Origin of the sequence: Ignavigranum ruoffiae, assembly GCF_023195815.2 — a bacterium.
Classification (GTDB): domain Bacteria; phylum Bacillota; class Bacilli; order Lactobacillales; family Aerococcaceae; genus Ignavigranum; species Ignavigranum ruoffiae.
On record NZ_CP096206.2, the window covers coordinates 1,326,023 to 1,351,305 of the forward strand.

The following is a 25,283-nucleotide window of genomic DNA, read 5'->3' on the forward strand; positions in this document are numbered from 1 at the left end:
ACTATTCTTTCTATATTATAGAAGCAATTCTTTTTGCAAATGGCTAAACCTCGGGTATACTCAAATTAAGCATTAGCGAATACCATTATCTTTTTTTAAGGAGGAGCCCCGATGAAAAAACTGCTATTATTGACTCTACTAGCTACGTCCATGACCCCCCTTGTTTCGGCACAAGATACTGACCAAATTGAAGAAGACTTAATCAAGATTGAATTAGAATTAAATGATAAGATTGACGATCTTTATCGAGCCAGTAACGGTTTTATCTTAAAAGATTTAGATGCCAAAGATGAAAATGAATATGAAGATGACCAAGCCAAAATTGAATTTCTCTCTAAGGGGCGCTACTATATTGCCAATGTCTATAATGCTTGGGTGTTCGAGTATACCAATCAATCCGATGAAGAGGTTGATCCTTTCAGTGCTTTAGAAAACTTGTTCACTGTTGAGATTTCCGACGGTCAGGACGATAAAGCTGTCAATGATTGGACAATCTATCCTTTATATGAAGATGGCGATAATCAAATGGCCATCAGTAAAGAATTTAATTGGGATAAGAAAATCCAACCCGGGGCTAGCCAAGTGTTCATGATTATCTATCCTAAAGACTACCTCTACTCCTATAAACTCTTAGTGAATGATGGAGACTTAAGCTTAGATGCTTATATTAGTGAGTACGAAAAATAAGGTATAATTCCGTAAAGATTCTATGTAAATATTACAAAAATAAAGCGAGTATTTATCTGTCAAGGGAGAGCTAGCAAGCCTAGACCCTACAAACCTTAATCGATAAATATTCGCTCTTTGTCTGTGCTATTAATATTTCTAAGCAAACTGATGCTAATAAAGGACCAATCTAATCATAAATAAAATGTAATGTTTTGATTGTCCTGGCCGTGATTTTAATAATAATTTTCACAAATGTTAGACGATAATACATATGTGACAAAAAAACATAAAAAAATAGGAAGCTTCTGATACACTATGTTTGAGCAGAACAGTGAAAGGAGCTTCCTATGAAACTCATTATAACAGAAGAAATGCGCTATCGGAAAAAAGTTGTCGAATATGCGATAAAATATAATAACAATGCAGCGGCCGCTAGACGATATCATACGAGCCGCCAGAATGTGAAACGTTGGCGGGATCGCTACGATGGCAGTTGGGATAGTTTACGATTAAAGAGTCGCCGACCCCATTCCCATCCGAATCAGCATCGTCCTAAAGAACTTGAAATCATTCAACAAAAATATCAACGGTATGGTCATGAAGGACTTGCCGAGGTATACGTTCAATGCCGTCGTCAAGGATACACCCGAAGCTATGACTCGATGTGTAAGCAAGTGCGCCTAAGAGGTTGGAATCGCAACGAGAAACCGGTCAAAAAGACCTATCCGAAAACAAACTGGCGTCCTCATCTCGTCACATATCCGGGTGAAAAGGTCCAAATCGATATCAAATATGTTCCTCAACAGTGTATTCGTTGGGATAGCCATGGGAAACGTTATTATCAAATCACAGCCATCGACGAATACAGTCGAAAACGAGTCTGTAAAATTGTTGACGAAAAAAGTGTGACGCATACGGCGACCTTTCTCATTGATTTAGAAGACAAATTTGGTTTTAAGATCGACACCATTCAAACCGATAATGGGTCAGAATTTACAAACTCAATGCATGATACCCAACAGCTCAGTGTATTTGAAGAAGTGCTAGCCATGAAAGGGATTCGTTATCAACGCACCCGACCTTACTCTCCATGGCAAAATGGCATTGTAGAACGGAGTCATCGAGAAGATAGTGAACGCATTTATGGTCGTGTATTTGATTCAGAAGCCCAGTTGATCGCGGCCCATCAACGTTACATAAACCGCGGGAATAACGTTCATCGCAAACAATTAAACTTTAAAAGCCCGAATGAAGTGGTTAAAGAATATTTTGAGACGACGATGTCCTAGCCTTAACCAGTTTATCTTTTTCCTGGGGACGGTCAAGGATCGCGGTGCTTTCCTCCTTGACCGTCCCCAGGAAAAAGATGATTGAATGATAGGCTCGGCCAGCATCAGAAGTTTTCTATATTTGTAACATATGTTTGACAACTCTAGAGATTTTAATAATATTTTTCACAAATCTAATTATTTTTACTTCGAAATATGATATGATAGATAAATCAGATACCGATAGCTCAATTGGATAGAGCTCCAGCCTCCTAAGCTGAAGATGCGGGTTCAATTCCCGCTCGGTATATAATTAGACTTTATTACATATCAAAACACCCGATGAACCTTGATAATAAGCCTTTATTCAGAAAACTTCATTCAAATAAATGATTATGAAAGGGAGGATAAGGAGGATAAAAAAGGTGATAAATAATTGCTCCCCAGACAAAATCAAAGTGTACTGACCCCCTAAAGTTGGACCGAATGATCCAACTTTAGGGGGTATTTGTATGGCTAAATATAGTTTAGAATTTAAAATGAAAATTGTATCCGAATATCTTTCTGGAACCATCGGGATGAAGACGTTGACGAAGAAATATAAGATTAAATCCTCCCAAGAATTAAGAACCTGGGTGAACGCTTATAAAACTTTAGGAATAAAAGGGTTAATGCGCTCTCGAAAAAATAAGACATACAGTGTAAACTTTAAGTTAAAAGCAATCACTTTGTATGAAGCCAGTGAGAAATCCTATCAAGATGTGGCGAATGAATTGGGATTGAATAATCCTTCACTGATTCCTAGATGGCGTCAAGAGTATCATAACCACGGGATTGAAGGTCTTTCTCGCAAACCAGGGAGGCCACCAATGTCTAAGCAAGAACGAACGAGCAGAGAAAAACGAACTTCTTCTATTCCATTGAAGATAACGGATCTAGAGTGGGCAAATAAACGAATTGAAGAACTTGAGTATGAATTAAAGATGCAAACGATAAAAAATGAATACTTGGAAATGCTAAGGAGCTTGCGGCAACAGAAAGCAATGAAGACAAAGCAAGAATCATCCACAAGCTCCGACAACAAGAAAGATTTACTTTAGCTGAGATTCTTGCGGCGATTGATTTTCCTAAATCCACTTATATGTATTGGCAAGCTCATTGGAAAAAATCAGATCCAGACCAAAAAGTCAAAGATGCCATCTTGTTGATTCGTAAGAAACATCCGAATTACGGCTATCGTCGGATTCATGCGACCCTTGTTAACCAAGGGTGGCACATTAATAAAAAGAAAGTCCAACGTCTCTGTCAAGTATTAAAGATTCAGGTTAAAAACTTCGGACGTAAATATCGAAAATACAATAGTTACAAGGGAGTCCTAGGACGGATTGCTCCTAACCGGATGAATCGAAGATTTGAGACGTCCATCCCTAGACAAAAGATTACTACGGATACGACCGAATTCAAATATTATGAAGAAGATCATTCTGGTAAACTTCAAGTTAAGAAAATGTATTTAGATCCTTTTATGGATCTGTATAATCTAGAAATCATTAGTTTTAAAGTATCTTCTCAACCGAATCGGATCACGATGATTGAGGCGTTGAAAGAAGCTTTAGAAGCATCGAAAGAATGCGCCTATCGACGAACCTTCCACTCAGATCGTGGCTGGGCTTATCAAATGAAGGAATATCAGGCGTTACTAGTAGAACATCAAGTATTCCAAAGTATGTCGCGTAAAGGGAATTGTTATGATAATGCCCCGATCGAAAATTTCTTTAGTGTGATGAAACAGGAGATGTATTATGGGAAAATATATCGAAGTTACAAGGAATTAGAAACTGCAATCACAGATTACATTCAGTATTATAACGAAGAACGAATTAAAGAAAAATTGAATTGGCTAAGTCCTGTGGCATATAGAAAAGCGCAAGCGGCTTAACAATTTATCATTAAACCAAAAGAGAGACAAACACAAAATAGTGTTCATCTCTCTGGTCCAACTATTTGGGGTCACTCTAAAGGACTAGCATAGGCTAGCCTTTTTTTTATAAAAAAGCCCAAGATAATAATATAACATGAATTTACATGGCTTTTATTATTTTTTAGCGGTGGCTAAGTTGATTATAAAATCCGCCAACTTATACATATTTTATTTAAAACAAAAAATTAACCTGCCTCCAATTAAGTAAGTAGGTTTTTTGATCGCCAAATTTAATTTTTTTATCTATTATTATCCCCCCTTTCTAAGGGTGCCAATCAAAAACACCTCCTAAAAATAAAAAATTACGGTTTAAGTTTTGCCATCTCTGGAAACTCTTCTTTAAACATTTTTATTTGCTTATCAGACAACTTATGTGGATAGTCTGACCAAAAATTGTATATTGTTTCCATATCAAAACTAAAAAGAAATTTACCTAAAACTATTTGACCATCTTGTAGTTCGTCTATTAGATAAATATTATTTTCAGGAGTTTCTTTATAAAAATCTGAATATCCATCAAACTCATTTTCATAAATAATCATTGTGTCATCATCCTCATCCTCTATTTTTTGAATATCATTTAACATAATCATCAACTCCCTTCTTTTCCATTGTTGTATTAATAAACCTAAAATTTTTGGAATGCATCGCTTTCATTAAGCGAGTCGGCATTGATTAAATAGCTTTTTCAAGATATTCTTTTCCCATTAGATCCATTTTTGACTTCTTTTTTGTGATATGTATTGGCGCGAGAAAAAATGTGCAGTACGGTGTGAAGTCCCGAGCAACCAACGGTGGGGTGGTATGCCCCCACTCGGTATATAACTAACCTTAAGAATCAATCAATACCCCTCATAATTATTGACAACATAATGCTTTCATACAAATTTGATTTATTTTGATTTGGAGTAAAATATTGAGTGTGGCGTAAAATTTGCCCCCTTATAGATGATTAAAAAAGGTATAGAATAGACTAGTCTAATTTAGACTATAAATCTTAACTAATCGATTGCATATCTCTATCTTTTTTTACTTTCTTATGTCTATTTCAAAATCATTTTAACCGATGAATTGCAATAATAAGTGCGACAAAAATATCTCCTTTATTCAATAATCTCTATTTTTATTATATCGTCCTCATAAAATTCATAAGGATATAGGTGACCAATTGCATCAACAATAATACTTTCCTTGTCATTTTCATTATCTTCAGGATATATATAATCGGTCACTTTTCCCCTAAAGATTTTTCCATCCGCAGATTCTATAATAACTTTCTTGCCCCAAACTTTTTTTATTCGCATCTTTATTCCTTCCTTGTTGCAAATCTCTAAAAACCTGCCAAGTTATAAAATATATTTATTATTCAGACTCTCAACACTCTCAACTATACTACTACACTTTCCACAATAAATGTATTTTTATATTCTGTTTAGTATCTTATGCTTAATTAACTATTAGTGAAGTATCCAATTTTGGATTTGTTTTTTATATCAAAAAATTACCGCACCTCGGATTAAGGAAGTAGGGTTTTAATTTAATTGCCAAATTTAATCCTATTACCTAACATTACCACTCCTTCCTAAGGGGGCCAATCAAAAACACCTCCTAAAAATAAATATTAAAAAGGCACATCTAACATCTTACAATAGAGTGACCCCAAATAGTTGGACCAGAGAGATGAACACTATTTTGTGTTTGTCTCTCTTTTGGTTTAATGATAAATTGTTAAGCCGCTTGCGCTTTTCTATATGCCACAGGACTTAGCCAATTCAATTTTTCTTTAATTCGTTCTTCGTTATAATACTGAATGTAATCTGTGATTGCAGTTTCTAATTCCTTGTAACTTCGATATATTTTCCCATAATACATCTCCTGTTTCATCACACTAAAGAAATTTTCGATCGGGGCATTATCATAACAATTCCCTTTACGCGACATACTTTGGAATACTTGATGTTCTACTAGTAACGCCTGATATTCCTTCATTTGATAAGCCCAGCCACGATCTGAGTGGAAGGTTCGTCGATAGGCGCATTCTTTCGATGCTTCTAAAGCTTCTTTCAACGCCTCAATCATCGTGATCCGATTCGGTTGAGAAGATACTTTAAAACTAATGATTTCTAGATTATACAGATCCATAAAAGGATCTAAATACATTTTCTTAACTTGAAGTTTACCAGAATGATCTTCTTCATAATATTTGAATTCGGTCGTATCCGTAGTAATCTTTTGTCTAGGGATGGACGTCTCAAATCTTCGATTCATCCGGTTAGGAGCAATCCGTCCTAGGACTCCCTTGTAACTATTGTATTTTCGATATTTACGTCCGAAGTTTTTAACCTGAATCTTTAATACTTGACAGAGACGTTGGACTTTCTTTTTATTAATGTGCCACCCTTGGTTAACAAGGGTCGCATGAATCCGACGATAGCCGTAATTCGGATGTTTCTTACGAATCAACAAGATGGCATCTTTGACTTTTTGGTCTGGATCTGATTTTTTCCAATGAGCTTGCCAATACATATAAGTGGATTTAGGAAAATCAATCGCCGCAAGAATCTCAGCTAAAGTAAATCTTTCTTGTTGTCGGAGCTTGTGGATGATTCTTGCTTTGTCTTCATTGCTTTCTGTTGCCGCAAGCTCCTTAGCATTTCCAAGTATTCATTTTTTATCGTTTGCATCTTTAATTCATACTCAAGTTCTTCAATTCGTTTATTTGCCCACTCTAGATCCGTTATCTTCAATGGAATAGAAGAAGTTCGTTTTTCTCTGCTCGTTCGTTCTTGCTTAGACATTGGTGGCCTCCCTGGTTTGCGAGAAAGACCTTCAATCCCGTGGTTATGATACTCTTGACGCCATCTAGGAATCAGTGAAGGATTATTCAATCCCAATTCATTCGCCACATCTTGATAGGATTTCTCACTGGCTTCATACAAAGTGATTGCTTTTAACTTAAAGTTTACACTGTATGTCTTATTTTTTCGAGAGCGCATTAACCCTTTTATTCCTAAAGTTTTATAAGCGTTCACCCAGGTTCTTAATTCTTGGGAGGATTTAATCTTATATTTCTTCGTCAACGTCTTCATCCCGATGGTTCCAGAAAGATATTCGGATACAATTTTCATTTTAAATTCTAAACTATATTTAGCCATACAAATACCCCCTAAAGTTGGATCATTCGGTCCAACTTTAGGGGGTCAGTACACAACTGTAAGTTATTAGTGTGCTTTCTAATAATTTAATTCTTGTTCTTTTTCATCTTTTTTCTGTATTCTTCAATTTTCTTTCTATTTTTCTTAGCTTGTTCTTCTTGCTCTTTTGTTAATTTACGAGGACACTCTGAATTATATCTTGCTTGGATTATTTCTGCTACCTTTTCATCAGTTAATTTCTCTTTCATTTTCTATCACCCTTAAAATCTTAAATTCTTTATTCTTATATACTTCTTCTAATTTAGTATTAGTATTTAATTAAAATTCTATTTGTGTAAAGCCGCCTCAAAAAAGAAAGATGACTTCAACAAGGAAATTCAAAAAAGAGAGCTAAAACAACTGGCAAAAACAAATAGATAAACATATCGAAGTTTTTATTCGATTAAAGAATAAATAAATATAAACGATATTGATTTAGAATTTGCTCTTAAAGTCCATGAAATAAGGACACAGAAATTAGTAACTAAAAACCATGCTTGAAATGAATCTTCTGACCCCCTAAAGTTGGATGCTTTGGTCCAACTTTAGGGGGTCAGTCTATAATCAGGCGTGTCTATTTTTCTAAACTTTATTCATTTCCTTAAAAGACAACTAACTTTCAGCATCAAACACTTCTTGCAGAGCTTGGCAAAATGATCGAGGACTTGAAGCAAGCTGAATTGGCGTAATCGTCGTATACCCAGCTAAGACCCGGTCTAAATCGGATTGGTCAACGACTTTCTGGTCAGACCGATGCAACCAGTAGACAGGCTCATCTTTAGGGGTTCGATAGGCCTGATACTCAAAGCGTAGTTCAGCCTGGTTTAATGGCGCGACTATTATCTTCGATGTTGTTAGCTGCTCTTCCTTGACTAAGTTGATATTATAGAAACAATACTCAGGCAAGGATATTTGGCAGAGCATATGCCAAATTTTTGTCAGTTGAGGCAGCATATGATCGTAATCAATTTGGCCCTGTTCTGACTTTCTCGCTGAAATGGCCATGGCCGGAACACCGTGAAGACTTGCCTCAACAGCTGCAGCTACCGTTCCCGAATAATAGATATATTGACCGATATTATCACCCAGATTGATCCCCGACATCACCCAATCAATTGGTTGATCAATCAAGACCTCCAGACCCAACTTGACACAATCTGCTGGCGACCCATTGACAATGTAAGCTGCTTGACAGCCAGGAAAGTCAATCTTTTTATAAGCGAGGGGTTGTCGCATGGTAATGGCTTGACTGGTTGCACTTTGCTCACTGGCAGGAGCAAGTAAGTAGACTTCTGCCCTTTGACTTAACCATTGGACTAAGGCTTTTAAGGCTGGTGAATGAATGCCGTCATCATTTGATACCAGGACTCTCATCATCGTCATGACAGATTAAGCGCGCTCAGCGATAACTTCTATTTCTACTTTAGCTCCGAGTGGTAAACCAGCTACAGCAAAGGCGCTTCGAGCCGGATATAAACCAGCAAAAGCTTCAGCATAGATTGTATTCATTGCTTGAAAATCATTAATATCAGCCAATAACACGGTAACTTTAACGACATTGGCTAAGCTTAAGCCTGCTTCTTCCAAGACATATTGAATATTCTTAAAGACTTGTTTAGTCTGAGCTTCAATATCCCCTTCGACCAACTTCCCGATTTCTCGGTCAATACCAATTTGACCAGATAGAAAGACAAGATTGCCACTTTCAATCGCTTGAGAATAAGCACCTACCGGTTGGGGAGCAAATTGTGATTCAATGGTTTTCATACAATTCCTACTTTCTTCTTATAATCTGCCTCGATTATAACATATTCTCTAGATAATCCTATAATTTATCTAAGCCCATTTTTAAATCAGCAATGATATCATCGGCATCTTCTAGGCCGACTGATAGACGAATTAATCCTTCCGCAATCCCTGAGGCTGCCCGTTCTTCTTCAGTATAAGGTGAATGAGTCATAGAAGCTGGGTGTTGGATCAGCGTTTCACAGTCGCCCAGAGAAACCGCCAAAGTACATAATTCTAATGAATTAATGAAATTAATTCCAGCTTGTTTGCCACCTTTGACTTCGAATGAAATCATGCCACCAAACTGGTTCATTTGTGATTTAGCTAATTCGTGTTGAGGGAAGCTAGCTAAGCCTGGATAGTAAACTTTTTCGACATTATCGTGGCTTTCTAAGAATTCAGCAATCTTCATTGCATTGCTTGAATGTTTCTCCATCCGTAATTCCAAAGTTTTCATGCCTCTTTGAATCAAATACGCATCGAAAGGTGATAAAACGGATCCGGTCATATCTTTAATCCCAAATAAAGCGACTTGACTAATAATTTCTTTGCTACCTACCGCAAAGCCGGCAATGACATCACCGTGACCATTCAAGTATTTGGTTGCTGAGTGAACCACCACATCGGCACCAAGTTCAAGCGGTCTCTGGATATAAGGGGTATTGAACGTATTGTCAACAACCAAATAGCAGTCCTTTTGAGCCTTGACTAACTCAGCAGTCGCTTTGATATCGGTGATTAACAAGTTAGGGTTGGCTGGCGTTTCTAAATAAACAACCTTGGTATTCTCTTTCATGGCTGCCTTAATTTCTTCTTGGTTCGAAGCATCCACAAAGGTCACTTCAACTCCATAGCGTGTTAAACCATGACTTAACAAGGCAAAGGTACAACCATAAAGTGTTTTCGAAGCGACTACGTGGTCACCAGCCTTTAATAAGGTCCATAGTACTGAACTAATAGCTCCCATCCCTGAGGCAGTAGCGACTGCGGCTTCACCTGCTTCAAGATGAGCTAACTTATCTTCAACTACTTTAACGGTCGGATTTCCTAGACGACCATAAATATACCCCTCTTCTTCCAAGGCGAAACGACGGCCACCTTGTTCTGCATTTTCAAAGACAAAGGTTGAAGTTTGATAAATGGGTGTTGTCAAAGCTCCATATTTATTCGTATCATGTCCTGCATGAATCGCTCGAGTTGCAAAACCTAAATCTTTGTTCATTTCCATAATTACCACTCCTCATATATTTTATATTGTTATTGATTTTTGTCTGGGACATTCTTCCAGGACGGTCCATTTCTCAAAGTCCCAAGGGTGTTTGTGAATATAACCATTCGCAAACGGATAAATACTAGAACCAATGGTTAATAAAAGTACGATGAACTGATACCAAAGTAGCGGAATGATCTCTAGTGGACTAACCGCGCCTTTGGTTAAACCAGCTGCAATTAAGACCTGCGCGCCATACGGGATTAATCCTTGCATAAATGTTGAATAGCAAGAAAGCAAGGTGGCTGAGCGCCGTGGATCAATGCGATAAGTTTCAGAAATCCGTCGGCATGTTGGGCCGGAGATAATAATTGCTACCGTATTGTTGGCAACCGCCGCATCAATTAAGGAGACAATCGCCCCAATGCCAAATTCAGCCGTCATTTGATTCTTAATGACTTTCTCAATTTTATTCAATATCCACTGGATACCGCCGCCATAAGTCACTAAGGCAGCGAGACCCCCAGACAGAATGGCTAGCAGAACCATTTCAAACATGCCGGCAAAACCATCGTAGCTCAACTGGGTATAGGTCACGAGATCAAACTCACCATAGAATAGACCGATGATTCCTGATATCAGTAAACCCATGCCTAGTACGACAAAGACATTCATGCCCATCAAGGCGAAGATTAAGACGAAAAGATAGGGAATCACTTTCACTAGCTCATAGTCATATGAAGCAACTTGTAAATCGGCAATCGATTCCGGCCGACCGAAAATATAGAGTAGGATTACCGTAATAACCATGGCTGGAAGAGCAATCATAAGACTGGTTCTAAATTTATCCTTCATGGAACAGCCCTGTGTTCGAGTCGAAGCGATCGTCGTGTCAGAGATAATTGACAAATTATCGCCAAACATGGCCCCACCAATTAAAGCCGCGATCATTAAAGCTAAAGAAACTCCTGTCTTGTCAGCAAATCCAACTGCAATCGGCCCAACTGCGGCAATCGTTCCGACTGAGGTCCCCGTGGAAACCGAAATAAAACCCGCAATTACAAAAATTCCGATAGTAATCAATGATGGTGGAATGAAATTTAAACCTAGATTCACTACTGAATCGACCCCACCCATGGCTTCCGAAACTGTTGAGAAAGCACCGGCTAACATATAAATCATAATCATAATGATAATGTCGCTATCGCCACAACCTTTGATAAAGACATCGAATTTGTCATCGAACTTTCCTTTGATTATTAGAAAGCCAGAGATAATCCCGATTAAAATGGCAATCGGTGCTTTTAACACATAAAACCCCATCGGGTCTCCCTGAGAAACAAAGAACATACCTGCGCCAAGATAAATCCCTACGAAAATTAAAAAAGGAACGAGAGCTCGTGCTGAGCCAACTTGTATTTCTTTATCTTCTTTCATATATTCACTCCTTTATTATGAATCTGTGTATAGGCTGCCCTCCTTTGTAAAATGATTTCGCTTTCATCGACAGCTCTATCATATACGATTTTTCACTGAAATCACTTTCACAATCCTGCATTTACAGGCTTAAGTCTAATAATACAGACACCAAATCGCCAAGAAATTAGTACAGAATTCTGCTATAATCATTCAGTTAAGATAGGGATTAGATTGTTTTCATAAAATTTATTGTAACAAGACCTTTCTTCTGTTTCATGGATGATATGACAAATTTTGCTTCAGTAATCTCGAAGGGGTTTATCAATTCCTTGCCCCTCGGGGTATTTCTTTATCTTCGGAAACTTTTTCTGGTAGAATGATTGAAGAATGTAAAACGTTTACATATATTAGGGGGATTATTATGCGTTACATGTTATCCAAAAGCAAACTACGAATGGTTGAGTTAGTAGACTTTCTTTATCCCCAACATGATTGGCTGACCATTAAAGAAATTGCCGACCATTTCGGCTGCTCTGAACGTACCATTAAGAAAGATCTGGCCTTAATCCGTAATGAGAGTCAAGAAATTTATACAGAAAGTTCCAGTGAGGGAATTCGCCTGCATGTCGCTGAAAATCATGGCATCGAGAGCTTCTATCGGCAAATATTTGCTAATGATTATGTATATACCTTATTAGAATATTTACTCATTCATGGCGAGACCACCATCGAAAAGTTGTCCGAAGATTTATTTATCAGTGTGCCTACACTCTATCGTTTGACCCATCAAGCCAACGAAACTTTAAGCAGAAATTTCGAAGTTAAAATTCAAACCAGTCCCTTTTCCTTGGTAGGTAATGAGAAGACGATTCGTTTTATCATTGCGCAATACTATACCGAGGCCTATCCAAGTTATCAGTGGCCCTTTGAATATCTTGATGAGCATTTTCTAGAAGAATTCTTAATTTTTCTAAGTCATCATTGCCAAATTAAATTAACCTTTGCTGATTTGCGGGCCTTGAAACTCTCTACAGCGGTTTATCTATATCGCCACTTTGACCAACATATCGCCAATTGGCATATCGATCAGGATAAATCGGATGATTATTATCATTCGTTGATGATGGATTATCGCTTCCGCAATTTGCAAGCAGAATTTGAACAACGCTATCAAATAACCTTTAATCAGAAAACGTTTGAAGATCTTTTTGGTCCATATTTAAATCCACTCTACTTTCTATCATTTCGAGATTGGCAACAAGAACGAAAATACAGTCCCTTGGCTGAGAAATCCTATCAATTCCTTTCTCACTGGCTGACTGACCTCGCTCGTCAATTTGAAATCCCTCTAGAGAATAAAGATCTAATCATGTTAAAGCTACATAATACTTTACAAACCGAAGGTATCGAGACGCGGGCGATTTTCTTAATGTCTAATCGTAAGCAACAATTTTGCCAGTTGATTAAAGATAAAGATCTCGAATTCTATCATAAGGTTCATCAAGGAATTCTTGAATATCGCCAACTCTTCCATAAAAATGACAACATTCAAATAGTATATCATATGATTTATCTGGTTTATATCACTTGGACTAACCTATTTACTCATTTAGCCAACCGTAAAAAGCCGATCAATGCTCTGATATTAAGTGACTTTGATCAGGGGCATACCCTCTTAATTCAAAATATTATTGACCATCATTTTGCCAATCGCTTAGTGACTCATGCTTATCAGTCTTTAGACATCAAGGAGTCCATCTTGCAGAAATATGATATTATTATCGCAAACTTCCACATCCCTCATACCAATCATCCACGAATTATATGTGTAGATTGTGTACCCACTAAATCCGATCTCGTCTGGGTGAATCAGATGATTGAACAAGTCCATGAAGAACGAGACAAAGAGGTTAAAGCGCAGAATTTTTTCCCAATCATTGAATAATTGGCCTCAGATTAAAAAGACTAACCCGCAATTCATCACTTCACTAAAAATAATAAAGTGAAGAACGGATGACAGGTTAGTCTTTTATTGGATAAATGTTTCTCTAAAGTTGGCTTATCTAGCCAAGGTTTGAATCGGTAGATGATCATTCAGTAAAGCATGACCAGGTTCTAAGCGATTCTTCTGAATTCGGCCACTCTTAATAAACAAAAGCGTGATGGTAGTTGAAATCAAAATACTGAAACCGTGAGTCAAGAAACCTAAACCTAGATTGAAACCAATGGGTTGGCTTAAAATATAAGCGACACAAGCATAGAGCATTAACACAGCTGGTAAGAATGTTACCCAGTAATTCCGCTGATGCAAGAACAGATAACGGGTAGATACGAATAAGGAAATTACTGCCGTAACTTGATTAGCCCAGTTGAAATAGCGCCAAATAATATTGAAATCCATCATAGTTAAGACAAAAGCGACCGCGAAGATGGGTAAAGTTAAGGTTAATACATCTCGAGCTGTATCTTGTTTAAAACCAATATATTCCGCGAGAATATTACGCAAACTTCTAAAGGCAGAAAGTCCTGAAGAAATTGGCAGAACAATCACACCTAGAATAGCGGCTGTCCCTAATACATTCCCTAAAAGCAATACTGAGACTTGATTAACCACATAAGAAGGGGTACCCGTTTGAATCATTTCGGCTAAGGTTCGACCTTCAAATAAAGTCATTGAAGCCGCTGCCCAAATCATCGCAATAATCCCTTCCGCAATCATCATTCCATAGAAAGTAATTCGCCCTTCTCTTTCTTTGGTCATAGTCCGACTGACCATCGGAGTTTGGGTCGCATGGAACCCTGAGATAGCCCCACAAGAAACCGTAAAGAATAAAGCAGGAAAAATAGGCGTATGGTTTGGATGAATATTGGTTAAATGAGCAACATTCAAGTCAGGAAGTTGATAACCGCCAGTAAGTAGAGCAATTCCCATCGCCACTGTTGAAAGGATTAATATTCCGGCAAACCAAGGGTAAACTTTACCCATAGCTTGATCGATTGGCAAGAACGTCGAAATAATGTAATAGACAAAGATGAGGAAAGTCGTCAAACCAATACCAATAAAATCTGGAGTAATATCGGCAATCAAGGTAGCAGGCGAAATCACAAACACAGTCCCCACCAATAAGAGCAGTAACATGATAAAGATATTGACCAGATGACGAACAGGCTTGCCGAGGTACTTGGCCGCTAGTTCTGGTAAGTGAGCTCCATTATTTCTCAATGAAATCATACCGATCATATAATCATGAACGGCTCCGGCAAAGATACAACCTAGAACAATCCAAATATAAGCCGCTGGTCCATATAAAGCTCCCATAATCGGTCCAAAAATAGGTCCTGTTCCCGCAATATTTAATAATTCAATGATACAATTTTTCCACCGTGGCATCGGTACAAAATCCATACCATCTTGTAATACTTCAGCCGGAGTTAAGCGGTCTGGATTAATTTGAAAGTTTCTTTCAATATAACTTCCATAAAATATATAGCCCAAGATTAATAAGACAATTCCGCCAATAAATGTTAACACAGCCATCTTCCTTTCTTTCAATAATGCGCTTACATTATATGAAAGAAAGAGCTGTTTGCGTAAAATACATGACGAAATAACTAATATTTCCGATGAAATGCAGTCTTGCCCCTTTCAAATACAGTAAGACCTACTAGTCTATTCCTAGCATGGTCTTAAAATGATTCAAATAGGAGCGACTAACTGGAACTTTATCTCCATTAATCATGGTTAAACGAAAAGTTTGGTTAAACCAAGGCTGAATTTCTTTCAGGGCCGTTTGGTTAATAACATAAGATCGATGAACTTGAATAAATCGCTGCCCGGATAATTTCTCTCTTAGGGCTTTTAAGGTGGTTTTACTAATGTATACTTTTTCAGCTAAGTGAATCTCAACTTGGCCCGCATCCGCCAATAAATAAATAATTTCTTGCGGATCAATCATAATTATTCGGTCTTCGATTTGGATGGGCAAAGTCGAGCTGGGCTCAGTTATAATTGTCGATGTCGCTATTTCCTCAGTTTTTGTTTGAACTGAATTTTTATGACTAGCAGCCAATCCTTGAATTTTAGTAATAATTCGTTGGACTTCTTCTTGACGGAAGGGTTTTAACAAATAATCGACCGCATTTTGATGGAAGGCATCAATGGCATACTGACCAAAAGCCGTGGCAAAGACAATATAAGGCGGATGATCTAATTTGTTAATCATTTGAGCAAGTTCGATCCCCGACTCTTCTTGCATCTGAATATCTAGAAAGGCCACATCAAAGGTCTGCCCCAATAGTTTAGGGAGTGCTGTTTTGATGGAATGACTTGATTCTACCTTAGCTTGAGAATCAACCGACTTAATCAGATAAGTCAATTCCTGAATGGCTAAAGGTTCATCATCGACTAAGATATAATTCATGATATTTGACCTCCTTGAATGGGGATCTTGGTCTCAATACAAGTCCCTTCCCCTTGGCGACTCTCAATCTGCAAAGCTGCACTTTGATCAAAAATTCCCACTAAACGTTGATTGAGATTGTACAAGGCGGTTCCAGTGCCAGTCTCAGATTCTATGGGTTGATGCGTAATTTCCTTTAGAATCTCTAGACGGATGCCCCGACCATTATCTTGGACGCGTAATAATAAATAATTGGCTCTACAACGAGCTTTAACCCATACCTTGGCACCATCTTCAACTTGCCAATGTTTAAAAGCGTGGCGCATCGCATTCTCCACCAGTACTTGAACGGTAAAATTCGGCAATTCAATAGACAGACATTGAGGGTCTACATCAAAATTGACCTCTACCCGACCAGGAAAACGGGCCTCCTCTATTTCTAAATACGCTTGAACATGTTGAATTTCTGCAGCCAAGCTAATTAAAGGATGTTGGTGATTGGTGAGTGAAGCCCTGAAATAATCGGAAAGATTGAGCAACAAGTGGCGAGCTTTATCAACATCAAAACGCATAATGGCTGAAATAGTATTCAAAGCATTGAAGAAAAAATGGGGATTCACTTGGGCTTGTAAACTTTTGAGCTCAGCTTGTTCGAGCAATTGTTTCTGCGCTTGAATCATCCCAAAGGTTAATTGCATGGAAAAGATATCTGCTAATCCAGAGGCTAATTCTTCTTCTAATGCAGTTATATCTTCTGACCGGTAGAAATAAAATTTCAAGGTTCCTAAGGTCTCATTTTGGTTCTTTAGAGGCACGATAATGCCTGCTGCGATTGGGCAATTAGCTTGATGACAACCAATCTGGTCTGAATTCAAGGCAATCGACTTCTTACCACTAGCTAAGGTCGTCTGAGTCAAGTCGGTGCGAATATCTTGGCCCGCAAAATGATGGTCAGAGCCTGCACCAATATAAGCCAACACTTGATGATCATTGGTAATTGAAACGGCGGCTGCGTTGACAGCGGGATAAATCAATTCGACCAAAGCTTGAGCAGAGGTTCGATTCAGTCCTTGATTGAAATATGGTAAGGTTTGATTAGCCAGTGACAGTACTTGAGAAGTCTGGATGGCCTTTGTATTTACCCCTTGGCGAATTAATAATTGAATGATAGACATAAAGACACCCGCACCCAGACTATTCACCACAACCATAGGAATGATAATTAGTTGGATTAACTGAAGCGCTTGACTAGCATTCTGGCTGAACAGATAGATAATCAACATTTGCAGAAGCTCCATCATGGTCGCACAAAGACTAGCTTCACTCACCGATAGATAACGTTGTTGGCGAATTGATCGATCCCCCAGTAAGCCAGATATAATCCCTACCGAAACTGAAGAAACAAAATAGATAAAGGGATCTAAACCTCCTTGTAGGACACGGACAATGCCGGTAACCAAACCCACTGCAAAACCTAGAAACGTTCCGCCAATCATGCCCGAAATACTAATCGCTAAAACACGAGAATTTGCTAAAGAAGCGCCCGCTGGAAGTTGCCAAAGGTTAGACGTATTAACAATTTGATCCCCTTCAACCACAACACCCATAAAATTTGAGATAATTGCAAACAAGGCAAAGACAATAAATAGCCAGACCCATGACTTCTTACTTTGGCGTTGCTTCATGGCTAATTGTAATTTATCCGTCGTCATTAAGGTGTAAGCCAAAATAACAATAAACGACGCCCTCAGTAATAACTGTAAAAATAAATTCGCCATCATCTTGCCCCCTATATCCATAGCAATATTTATTTTATAAGAAAGTCTAGCTAGACGCAAAAAATTGTTAGCTATCATTGATTTGAAGTGCCTTCGTCGCTTAATTCCTCAAATTATCGATAAACCACCACCCAAAAATAGATGGGAACATTTAAGCCAAGTCAGATTAAATCAGCATTCTCAAACAATATTTGATAAAATCAATTATAATCAGCTTTTTCAATTTCAGGTCTTGCCATCTTTCAGTAAACATGATAGACTAATAAAAGTTTCTGTTTTAATTAATCAGAAACTTCTGGGGGCGTAGCTCAGTTGGGAGAGCGCTACAATGGCATTGTAGAGGTCGTCGGTTCGATCCCGATCGTCTCCATTCCATATGAATAATTCAAAAAGACTAGCTAAGTTGCTAGTCTTTTTGCTATTTATCCATAAAAAATAGAGCAGTAGATTATCTACTGCCCTATCAAAATCTCTCAGATGTGTTTAATAGGATTGACGCTTAATTAACACACATCCAAGTCCAACAAATAGTAGTCCAAATAAACTATATGCAAACAATTCAAGGTCTGATTCACCAGTTTCCGGTAAAACATTGGCTTTAACCACTGGAATTTCTGGTTCTTCAGGAATCTTCGGCTCTTGAGGCTCGTTTGGTTCTTCTGGTTCCTCAGGCTCGTTTGGTTCTTCTGGTTCCTCAGGCTCCTCTGGCTCTTCAGGCTCTGGATCCTTAGGTTGATCAGGTTGCTCAGGGTCAGGATATTTATTAGTAATTTCAAACCCTTGAGTCATATCCCCAGTGATTACAACTTCCACACCTTCTAATAAGTGTTCAGCCACGGTATATAGATATTTTTTACCTTCAGCATCCCATTTAGGAAGGTCTTTCCAAGTATAGGCTGTCTCCCCATCTTTGAGTTCAATGGTATCGACGACTTCGCCATCACGCAGTAAATCAATCGTGATGGTTGGCTTTTCAGCTGGACCATTAATCCACACTTTCTTAACGCCTAGTTCCGTCAATTCAATAATAAACTCATTGATTAACTTATTGCCATCTTGGCGACTGGTATAGCCATCAACTGGACGTTCTTGAACGGTATAGGTATATTCGTTACCTTCTTCATCCCATTTAGGAAGGTCTTTCCAAGTATAGGCTGTTTCCCCATCTTTGAGTTCGATGGTATCGACGACTTTGCCATTACGCAGTAAATCAATTGTGATGGTTGGTTTTTCAGCTGGACCATTGATCCATTCTTTTTCGATGGCAAGTTGAGTTAAGTCAATAATAAACTCATTGATTAACTTATTGCCTTCTTGGCGACTGGTATAGCCGTCAACAGGACGTTCTTGAACGGTATAGGTATATTCGTTACCTTCTTCATCCCATTTAGGAAGATCTTTCCAAGTATAGGCTGTCTCCCCATCTTTAAGTTCGACGGTATCGACGACTTTACCATCACGCAGTAAATCAATCGTGATGGTTGGCTTTTCAGCTGGACCATTGATCCATTCCTTTTCGATGGCAAGTTGAGTTAAGTCAATGATAAACTCATTGATTAACTTATTGCCTTCTTGGCGACTGGTATAGCCATCAACTGGACGTTCTTGAACGGTATAGGTATATTCTTTACCTTCTTCATCCCATTTAGGAAGGTCTTTCCAAGTATAGGCTGTCTCCCCATCTTTAAGTTCGACGGTATCGACGACTTCGCCATTACGCAGTAAATCAATTGTGATGGTTGGTTTTTCAGCTGGACCATTGATCCATTCCTTTTCCACTTCAATATCTATTTTATAAGTGTTCTTGATCTGCCAGGTTAATCCATTCGTATTATCCGATTGAATCAAGTCAACTTTTGGATAGCTACCATGCTCATTTGGAGTTGGATTTGTTACATTGAATAAACTATAAGCCACTCCATCAATCATTAGTTTAGGTAGATACAAACGATATAATCCATCAGCATCTTTACGTAGATAGAAGTTATACTCAGTTAAGCCAGGCACATTGCTTTCAACTACATATTCAGCAATTCTTAATGGTTGACCATTTAAAATCAACTCGATGGGATTTTCCTGACCAAAAATCACTGATTTATTCAATTGAGTTAACCATTCACCATCCAAAACAGGATGTGGAATCTTATCCCAAACAAATTCTTGTGATTCAACTATTTTATCATCAACCACTAAATTTAGCTTAATATTACCCATAAAATCTTTAAAATGATCGTTGGTAGGTAATAATCTAATTAAACCATCATCAGTTAAGCCAGCTTCCGGACGATAGTTATCTGCATATTCTATGCGGAAAATATATTTTCCTTTTGATGGAATCTCAATATATTTTCCATTAAAGTGATCAACAGTAGCTTCTTCTATACTGTATTTTCCTTGGGCCAAAGCTAAAGGATCTAAGCGATCGAATCGACCTTGCCATTGATTTTCTTTATTTAAGATTAATTGGCGATAAACTGGTTTTCCATCTTGATCATAAGATTCAACAACCTTTTTGCCATCTTTTAATAGATAAACAATAACTTCCTTGGGAAAATCTTTCTCAGGGATTTTATCTTCATTTATCCATTTTTTCTCAACTTCTAGGCTAGTTTGCTCGAAATTGGTTAGGGTAAAAGTATGTTCACTAGCATCTTGAACAATTTCACTGGTTTCTACCAGTTGTTCTGCCATAAATCCACTACTTGCGGTATCGTCATAATCTTGAATCCATAGATATGGTAAACGTAATGTATAGGTGCCATCAGCATTCCGAACTAAAACGACGGCATAACCACTATCATGAATACCATAACCGTGAATATCTTTACTCCAGTCTTCTCCATAATCGATGAAGGCTCGATCTTGGCCGTAGTATTCGATATTGTTAATTTTATTCAGCAATAAAGGATGCTTCAACAAGCTTTGCCATTGAGTTGCTTCGGTCAATTCAGCATGATCAATTAAAGTTAATGCTTGATCTTGATCTTTGAAATATAAGTAAATCTTAGATTCTGGCATTTCTGCTTCATCATCATAATCTGGACCTAAATCTGTAGAGAAAATACGTTTAATCACTAGGTGACCTGCTTCAATTTTCTGTTCATCTTGTTGAACACGTTCAGTGACTTCAACATGGTATTGATTACCTTGTTCAATCACTAAGTATTTCAAACCACGTTTTGCCAATTCAGCCGCTGAGAAAATCAAGCCTTTATCTAAAGAATTTGCCGGCAGACCTTCAATGTCAGCATAAGGCGTTTGGTGGAATAAAGCAGACCATTGATTATCCTTATTGAGCGTGATTTCACCATATTTATATAGGCGAGGATCCTTGGCATAATTATCGCGGACATATTGGCTGTCTACATCTTCTGGCACAATAAAGATATCAACGATAACATCCTTATTTTCTACCGAAGAAGAGATTGAAGGATCCCAGATTTTCTCAAGACGTAAGTTATAATCACCCAAATCTTCTGGTGTGGTTAGGTTAGCATTAGAGCCAAAGCCCCCACCATTTCGTGAAGTATTACCTAGGATAAAGGTTTGCGCTGTTTGCCAAGCTTCTTCCATCAGAGCGTCATCTTATACCGCACGTAAATTAACCATAAGATCGGTATATGATAGATGATCAGGAATCTCGTCGCCTGTCTTTCCTTCTTGAATGAATTTAATAATGTTCAAGGCTTTAGTCACTGGTGAAAGTTGAGAGTAAAACTTATCTTTAATATTTATCTTATTTAAAAGGAAATATTTAGTCTTCTTAGAGAAGGTTAAATCTCGACCCGCACCATCTGCTTTATTATTAAAGACATAAACGGTATGGCCATCGCCTATATGCACAAATCCAGTTGGACAATTCCATAAGCCACCACCATTACCACCACCAAATGAATCAATCCAAGTGGCTCGAGCAGTGTTTTCAGTAATCAATAACTTATCAAGAATTTGAATACGTGGCGGGAATGAAACATAGACGCCACCACCAAAATTATTTGAACGGTTGTCCAAGATCATTGTTTTTACAAAGTGAACAAAGTTAGTGTCTACATAGACACCTCCACCCACGGTAGAAGCCACATTCTTATAAATCAAGCCACCCTTTAATGAAGCTTCTGATTTATTTTCTTTGAGGTGCTTCTCGTAGTTTGCAGGAGTATTAGCATATTCGCGGTTGACAATGTTACTGAATTCACTCAAAAATTGATCAGAAACAGCAATTCCGCCACCAGATCCAGAACGATTATTGGCCACAATCCCATCATTCAATGTTAATTTGGCCGCCGGATAAACAGTAATTCCGCCGCCGGATTGGAAGCGAGTATTTGATTTGTTATTAACAATCAAACCACCATTCATTTCGAAATAGGCAGTATCAGCCGAACCGAATAAACTCCCTACAAATACACCACCAGTGATTCCCCCATTGTTATTATCAATCAAGCCATTGTTCATCGTAAAACTAGCGCCTGGGTCAACATAGACAGCTCCAGCCGAGGTCGGACGAGTATAATCAGGGTCAATCTTTTCATAAGATGTATTCTGACTGATTCGTCCCCCATCCATAATCAATTGGCCACCTTTTTTAACTTTAATCGGCGCTGTATAACCATGATTGTTCTTACTTCCCATAAGAATAGCATTAATGATACGTAGCTTACCGCGGATATCCATCATGGTTCCTCGATCGTCAAAGGCAGTTTGAACCGAGCTATTGCCATCGATATATAAAGCGCTTTCTTTATCGCCCAAAATCAGTTCACCTATAACTTCGAACAAAGTATCGGTCACAAAGTTATCAGCCCGTCTAATTACAACAGCCCCTGATTCACGTGTCGGTAAAGGATTATTGGTTAAATCACCAATCTTTATTGCTTCCTCTCCGCGACGTCGAGCTTCTTCAATGATTTCTCGTTGACTAGCTTCGCCACGGTTAGCTGCATCTGCTGGTTGTTCAATCGCTTGCCAAGCTTCATCTGCTACTTTTGCATTATTAGCCGTTAAGGTAATCTGTTGATCCTTACCAATTCTCAGTTTCTCCGTTAAGTCAAAACTGTCCATAATCTTAATGGTGGTAGCTTCAGTGCCGGCTTCAGCAATCGCTTGCTTTAATTCTTCAAAAGTCCGCACTTCCACGACAGATGCATCTTCAACATTTGGACTTGGGTTCTCTTCAGCTGCTAAGCTACTATCTGCAGCAGGTGTTTCTTCCTCAGCGAGTATGTCCATCTCTGGGCTAGGGATTTCATCTTCTGCAGGCATCACTGGATCAGTTTGAGGAACAGCTTCCTCCTTACTGCCTGATTCTGGCTCTTCGGTCAACATTTCAGCAACAGGAATCCCTGAAGCTTCTTCGGGTTCAATTTCTAAAGCATTATTGACCGTTCCAACTTCTGGTTGTTCCACTAAATTGACTTCTTGAGCACTGACTATATTCATCGGAATAAAATACAAGACCATCGTAAATAACACAAATAAACATCGTTTAAATCGATTCATGTCATTTCTCCTTTCTATTAAATATTTAGAATAAAGCCAAAAAAGCCACCAATAGATTTACCCAAAAATAAACCCACAATGACTACCCAACTTCATTCTATAATAATATTATCACATAATAATTATTTATTCAGTAATAAATTTATATTTCTGCCAATTATTAACCGATTTAATAGTTGATAAAATTTGCACATGTAGCTGATTTAATCCATAGGGAATACCTTATCTTTGGTATTAACTTTACGCTTCAGTTATACTCAATTTAATCGAAGGAAAGGAGCTTTTAAATGAAAAAACTACTGAAAAGTATTGTCTGTTTCTTAATATTCAGCCTAAGCATAAATCTAGCTCAGACTGCTTACGGCCAAGATGAGGCTTTTGATTTAAGTCAGTATAGTGAGAGTAATATGGATGTCAAGGAATTTTCCGATAAAATCAGCCAGGCCGCTAACGAAATTGAAAATGTCGAAGAAGATATTAATGTTGATATTCTCGTAGAAACAGCTGAAGATGAAGATCAATCTAACTTAACGGGAAACTTTAAACTATTATATGATCAAACACAAAGTTTAGCGTCAGTCATTCTAAACGTAGAAGTAGACGATGGCAATCAGCTTCAAAAAAACCAAGTATATATGCCCAATGGTGAAAAAAGTCTTTGGATCCGCGAAGATAGCCAAGATAATTGGACTAATCAAACACCAGCAGGCCCGCTTGACCAATACCATTCCAAGCCCAATTATCTTCTAGTCTTAGACACAATTCTAGACTTACAAGACGATCTAAAGATTCTAGAAAATGAAGATGCTTACGTTCTGACTCCAAAAGATGATTCGGTTGATTTATTTCACGCTTTTCAAGACCATTATGATCTTAAATTCGACGGAAATCCGAACGACTTAGATCAACAAGCCATCTTTATCTTTGACAAGGATAATTTTAACCTAAGCCAGGTCCATCTTAAATTCTTCTTTGAAACGGAGGAAGGACGACTGAATATGGACGTCTTAACGGATTTCTCCAATTGGAACCAACTCGACCCTAGTATCTTTGAACAAAATCCTGAAGAAGCCACCATTGAATCATCATTCTAATAATTATTTTTTTGACTTGTTTAGTTATTTAATAATCTGTTTTATGCCTTATCGCCAATAAATCTACAAAAGACCGAATGACAAATACAGAAATAAGGGAACCTCCTCCACATTATTTACTTGGTATAATATTTCAAGCAATGTCTGTAGAGTCCTAATCCACTAGGAAATTGTTAACCCTATTCTGATTGATTATACTTCGGTCCTTTTTTCGAATTGCTGGTAATAACATCGCCCTGAATATTCTTTATTTTCTTAATTTTCTAAAATAGGCTATTTGCAGATAATAGAATAGTACAAAAATCAGCAGACTAGTAGCAATCATCTTGAACCACTCCGCCCCACTAACATCAATATTTGGATATTGATTATTCATGGCTAAAGATAATTTCGCTGAGACAAATAAATAAGAGAGAATTTCAATTCTTTGCTGACTGGCCAAGAAGAAAGACAAAATCCCAGTAGCTAAAGATATTGCCACGGGAATGGCAAAACTATCAAATCTGAGTGATAAATAGGATTGGATACACATCATGACTACTGAAAATAAGGTGACCCAGCCCAACCAGCCCGCTATACCCAAAGGCATGGCTGATTCAAAATTAAATAGACTCCCAGCACTAAAGTAAAGAAGGATAAACCATAATTGACTGAGACAAATCACAATGAACGCCGTCATAATTTTGGCTAGAATAATTTGTCCTTCTGAATAGGCTGCTGAAAGTAGGAGTCGTATGCCATGATGGCGATGTTCTTGTCGCCAAATGAACGCTAAACACAGTCCTACAACAAAAGGATAGAAGAAGGAACCATAAAATAGAAAGACTTGCGTCCATAAGCTAACCCATTCTCGCTGTAAAATAGCTTGATTATAGGAAAAATTAATACTACCAAAAATCACGGCAAACAAAGGGAGTCCAATTAAAGGAAGATATATTTTGGATTGCTTTAATTTCAAAAATTCAAGTCTGATTAAATTCATT

21 protein-coding genes and 2 tRNA genes are annotated in these 25,283 nt (G+C 37.9%); 8 read left to right on the forward strand and 15 right to left on the reverse strand.

All coding sequences use genetic code 11. The features are described 5' to 3' along the window. The first annotated feature begins 111 nt into the window (after positions 1-111). The 5 genes from M0R79_RS06285 (at position 112) to M0R79_RS09280 (ending at position 3,876) form a co-directional block, all read left to right on the forward strand. Positions 112-687, forward strand: coding sequence for a hypothetical protein (locus M0R79_RS06285; protein WP_248415964.1), 576 nt, complete (start codon positions 112-114; stop codon positions 685-687). A gap of 329 nt (positions 688-1,016) precedes the next feature. Continuing rightward, on the forward strand, positions 1,017-1,958 hold the full coding sequence (locus tag M0R79_RS06290) for a DDE-type integrase/transposase/recombinase (RefSeq protein ID WP_248415963.1): 942 nt from the start codon (positions 1,017-1,019) through the stop codon (positions 1,956-1,958). Between the two features lie 216 nt (positions 1,959-2,174). Beyond that, positions 2,175-2,247 (forward strand) — tRNA-Arg (locus M0R79_RS06295). A 202-nt stretch (positions 2,248-2,449) separates the two neighbouring features. Continuing rightward, positions 2,450-3,037 carry a helix-turn-helix domain-containing protein gene (locus M0R79_RS09275; protein WP_310795404.1) on the forward strand — a complete coding sequence of 196 codons (588 nt, stop codon included), beginning with the start codon at positions 2,450-2,452 and terminating at the stop codon, positions 3,035-3,037. After that, positions 3,001-3,876, forward strand: coding sequence for an IS3 family transposase (locus tag M0R79_RS09280; protein WP_310795421.1), 876 nt, complete (start codon positions 3,001-3,003; stop codon positions 3,874-3,876). The genes M0R79_RS09275 and M0R79_RS09280 overlap by 37 nt, the downstream gene beginning before the upstream one ends. Before the next feature lie 344 nt (positions 3,877-4,220). Here M0R79_RS09280 and M0R79_RS06305 read toward each other — a convergent pair whose 3' ends face one another. The 9 genes from M0R79_RS06305 to M0R79_RS06340 all read right to left on the reverse strand — a co-directional run bounded on the left by M0R79_RS06305 (position 4,221) and on the right by M0R79_RS06340 (position 11,547). Next, positions 4,221-4,505 carry a DUF7675 family protein gene (locus tag M0R79_RS06305; RefSeq protein WP_248415962.1) on the reverse strand — a complete coding sequence of 95 codons (285 nt, stop codon included), beginning with the start codon at positions 4,503-4,505 and terminating at the stop codon, positions 4,221-4,223. A gap of 516 nt (positions 4,506-5,021) precedes the next feature. Next, the gene (locus M0R79_RS06310; protein ID WP_248415961.1) at positions 5,022-5,222 is read right to left on the reverse strand and encodes a hypothetical protein; all 201 of its coding nucleotides are present in this window, start codon (positions 5,220-5,222) and stop codon (positions 5,022-5,024) included. A 424-nt stretch (positions 5,223-5,646) separates the two neighbouring features. Next, complete coding sequence (locus tag M0R79_RS06315; protein ID WP_310795419.1) at positions 5,647-6,582, reverse strand: IS3 family transposase; 936 nt, start codon at positions 6,580-6,582, stop codon at positions 5,647-5,649. Beyond that, entirely contained in the window at positions 6,486-7,073 is a 588-nt protein-coding gene (locus M0R79_RS09285; RefSeq protein ID WP_310795404.1) for a helix-turn-helix domain-containing protein, read from the reverse strand. Before M0R79_RS09285 ends, M0R79_RS06315 begins: the two co-directional genes overlap by 97 nt. Before the next feature lie 86 nt (positions 7,074-7,159). Then, positions 7,160-7,321: a histidine kinase gene (locus tag M0R79_RS06320; RefSeq protein WP_248415960.1), complete on the reverse strand. Its 162-nt coding sequence runs from the start codon at positions 7,319-7,321 to the stop codon at positions 7,160-7,162. 403 nt (positions 7,322-7,724) lie between these two features. Next, positions 7,725-8,495: a 5'/3'-nucleotidase SurE gene (gene surE / locus M0R79_RS06325; protein WP_259560358.1), complete on the reverse strand. Its 771-nt coding sequence runs from the start codon at positions 8,493-8,495 to the stop codon at positions 7,725-7,727. A gap of 6 nt (positions 8,496-8,501) precedes the next feature. Beyond that, positions 8,502-8,879: a RidA family protein gene (locus M0R79_RS06330; protein WP_092570464.1), complete on the reverse strand. Its 378-nt coding sequence runs from the start codon at positions 8,877-8,879 to the stop codon at positions 8,502-8,504. Positions 8,880-8,937: 58 nt separating this feature from the next. Then, on the reverse strand, positions 8,938-10,128 hold the full coding sequence (gene megL / locus M0R79_RS06335; RefSeq protein WP_310795405.1) for a methionine gamma-lyase: 1,191 nt from the start codon (positions 10,126-10,128) through the stop codon (positions 8,938-8,940). A gap of 21 nt (positions 10,129-10,149) precedes the next feature. Continuing rightward, positions 10,150-11,547 carry a Na+/H+ antiporter NhaC family protein gene (locus tag M0R79_RS06340; RefSeq protein ID WP_248415958.1) on the reverse strand — a complete coding sequence of 466 codons (1,398 nt, stop codon included), beginning with the start codon at positions 11,545-11,547 and terminating at the stop codon, positions 10,150-10,152. Positions 11,548-11,950: 403 nt separating this feature from the next. On the opposite strand from M0R79_RS06340, the gene M0R79_RS06345 reads away from it, so the two are divergent. Further along, positions 11,951-13,474: an AcpB/EbpR/MafR family transcriptional regulator gene (locus M0R79_RS06345; protein ID WP_248415957.1), complete on the forward strand. Its 1,524-nt coding sequence runs from the start codon at positions 11,951-11,953 to the stop codon at positions 13,472-13,474. A gap of 114 nt (positions 13,475-13,588) precedes the next feature. Here M0R79_RS06345 and M0R79_RS06350 read toward each other — a convergent pair whose 3' ends face one another. From M0R79_RS06350 to M0R79_RS06360, 3 genes are all read right to left on the reverse strand, one after another. Next, positions 13,589-15,061: a carbon starvation CstA family protein gene (locus M0R79_RS06350; RefSeq protein WP_248415956.1), complete on the reverse strand. Its 1,473-nt coding sequence runs from the start codon at positions 15,059-15,061 to the stop codon at positions 13,589-13,591. A 133-nt stretch (positions 15,062-15,194) separates the two neighbouring features. Next, on the reverse strand, positions 15,195-15,950 hold the full coding sequence (locus tag M0R79_RS06355; protein WP_092570474.1) for a LytR/AlgR family response regulator transcription factor: 756 nt from the start codon (positions 15,948-15,950) through the stop codon (positions 15,195-15,197). Continuing rightward, the gene (locus M0R79_RS06360) at positions 15,947-17,707 is read right to left on the reverse strand and encodes a LytS/YhcK type 5TM receptor domain-containing protein (RefSeq protein ID WP_159428821.1); all 1,761 of its coding nucleotides are present in this window, start codon (positions 17,705-17,707) and stop codon (positions 15,947-15,949) included. Before M0R79_RS06360 ends, M0R79_RS06355 begins: the two co-directional genes overlap by 4 nt. Positions 17,708-18,004: 297 nt before the next feature. Here M0R79_RS06360 and M0R79_RS06365 point away from each other — a divergent pair. Further along, positions 18,005-18,077 (forward strand) — tRNA-Ala (locus tag M0R79_RS06365). A gap of 113 nt (positions 18,078-18,190) precedes the next feature. On the opposite strand, the gene M0R79_RS06370 is transcribed toward M0R79_RS06365, so the two are convergent. Further along, positions 18,191-21,280, reverse strand: coding sequence for a Cna B-type domain-containing protein (locus M0R79_RS06370; RefSeq protein ID WP_248415955.1), 3,090 nt, complete (start codon positions 21,278-21,280; stop codon positions 18,191-18,193). 12 nt (positions 21,281-21,292) lie between these two features. Then, entirely contained in the window at positions 21,293-23,206 is a 1,914-nt protein-coding gene (locus M0R79_RS06375) for a hypothetical protein (protein ID WP_248415954.1), read from the reverse strand. 287 nt (positions 23,207-23,493) lie between these two features. On the opposite strand from M0R79_RS06375, the gene M0R79_RS06380 reads away from it, so the two are divergent. After that, positions 23,494-24,300 carry a DUF6612 family protein gene (locus M0R79_RS06380; protein ID WP_092570483.1) on the forward strand — a complete coding sequence of 269 codons (807 nt, stop codon included), beginning with the start codon at positions 23,494-23,496 and terminating at the stop codon, positions 24,298-24,300. Between the two features lie 247 nt (positions 24,301-24,547). Here the strand turns inward: M0R79_RS06380 and M0R79_RS06385 are convergent, their stop codons facing one another. Beyond that, positions 24,548-25,282 carry an ABC transporter permease gene (locus M0R79_RS06385; RefSeq protein ID WP_092570485.1) on the reverse strand — a complete coding sequence of 245 codons (735 nt, stop codon included), beginning with the start codon at positions 25,280-25,282 and terminating at the stop codon, positions 24,548-24,550. Position 25,283: the final 1 nt, after the last annotated feature.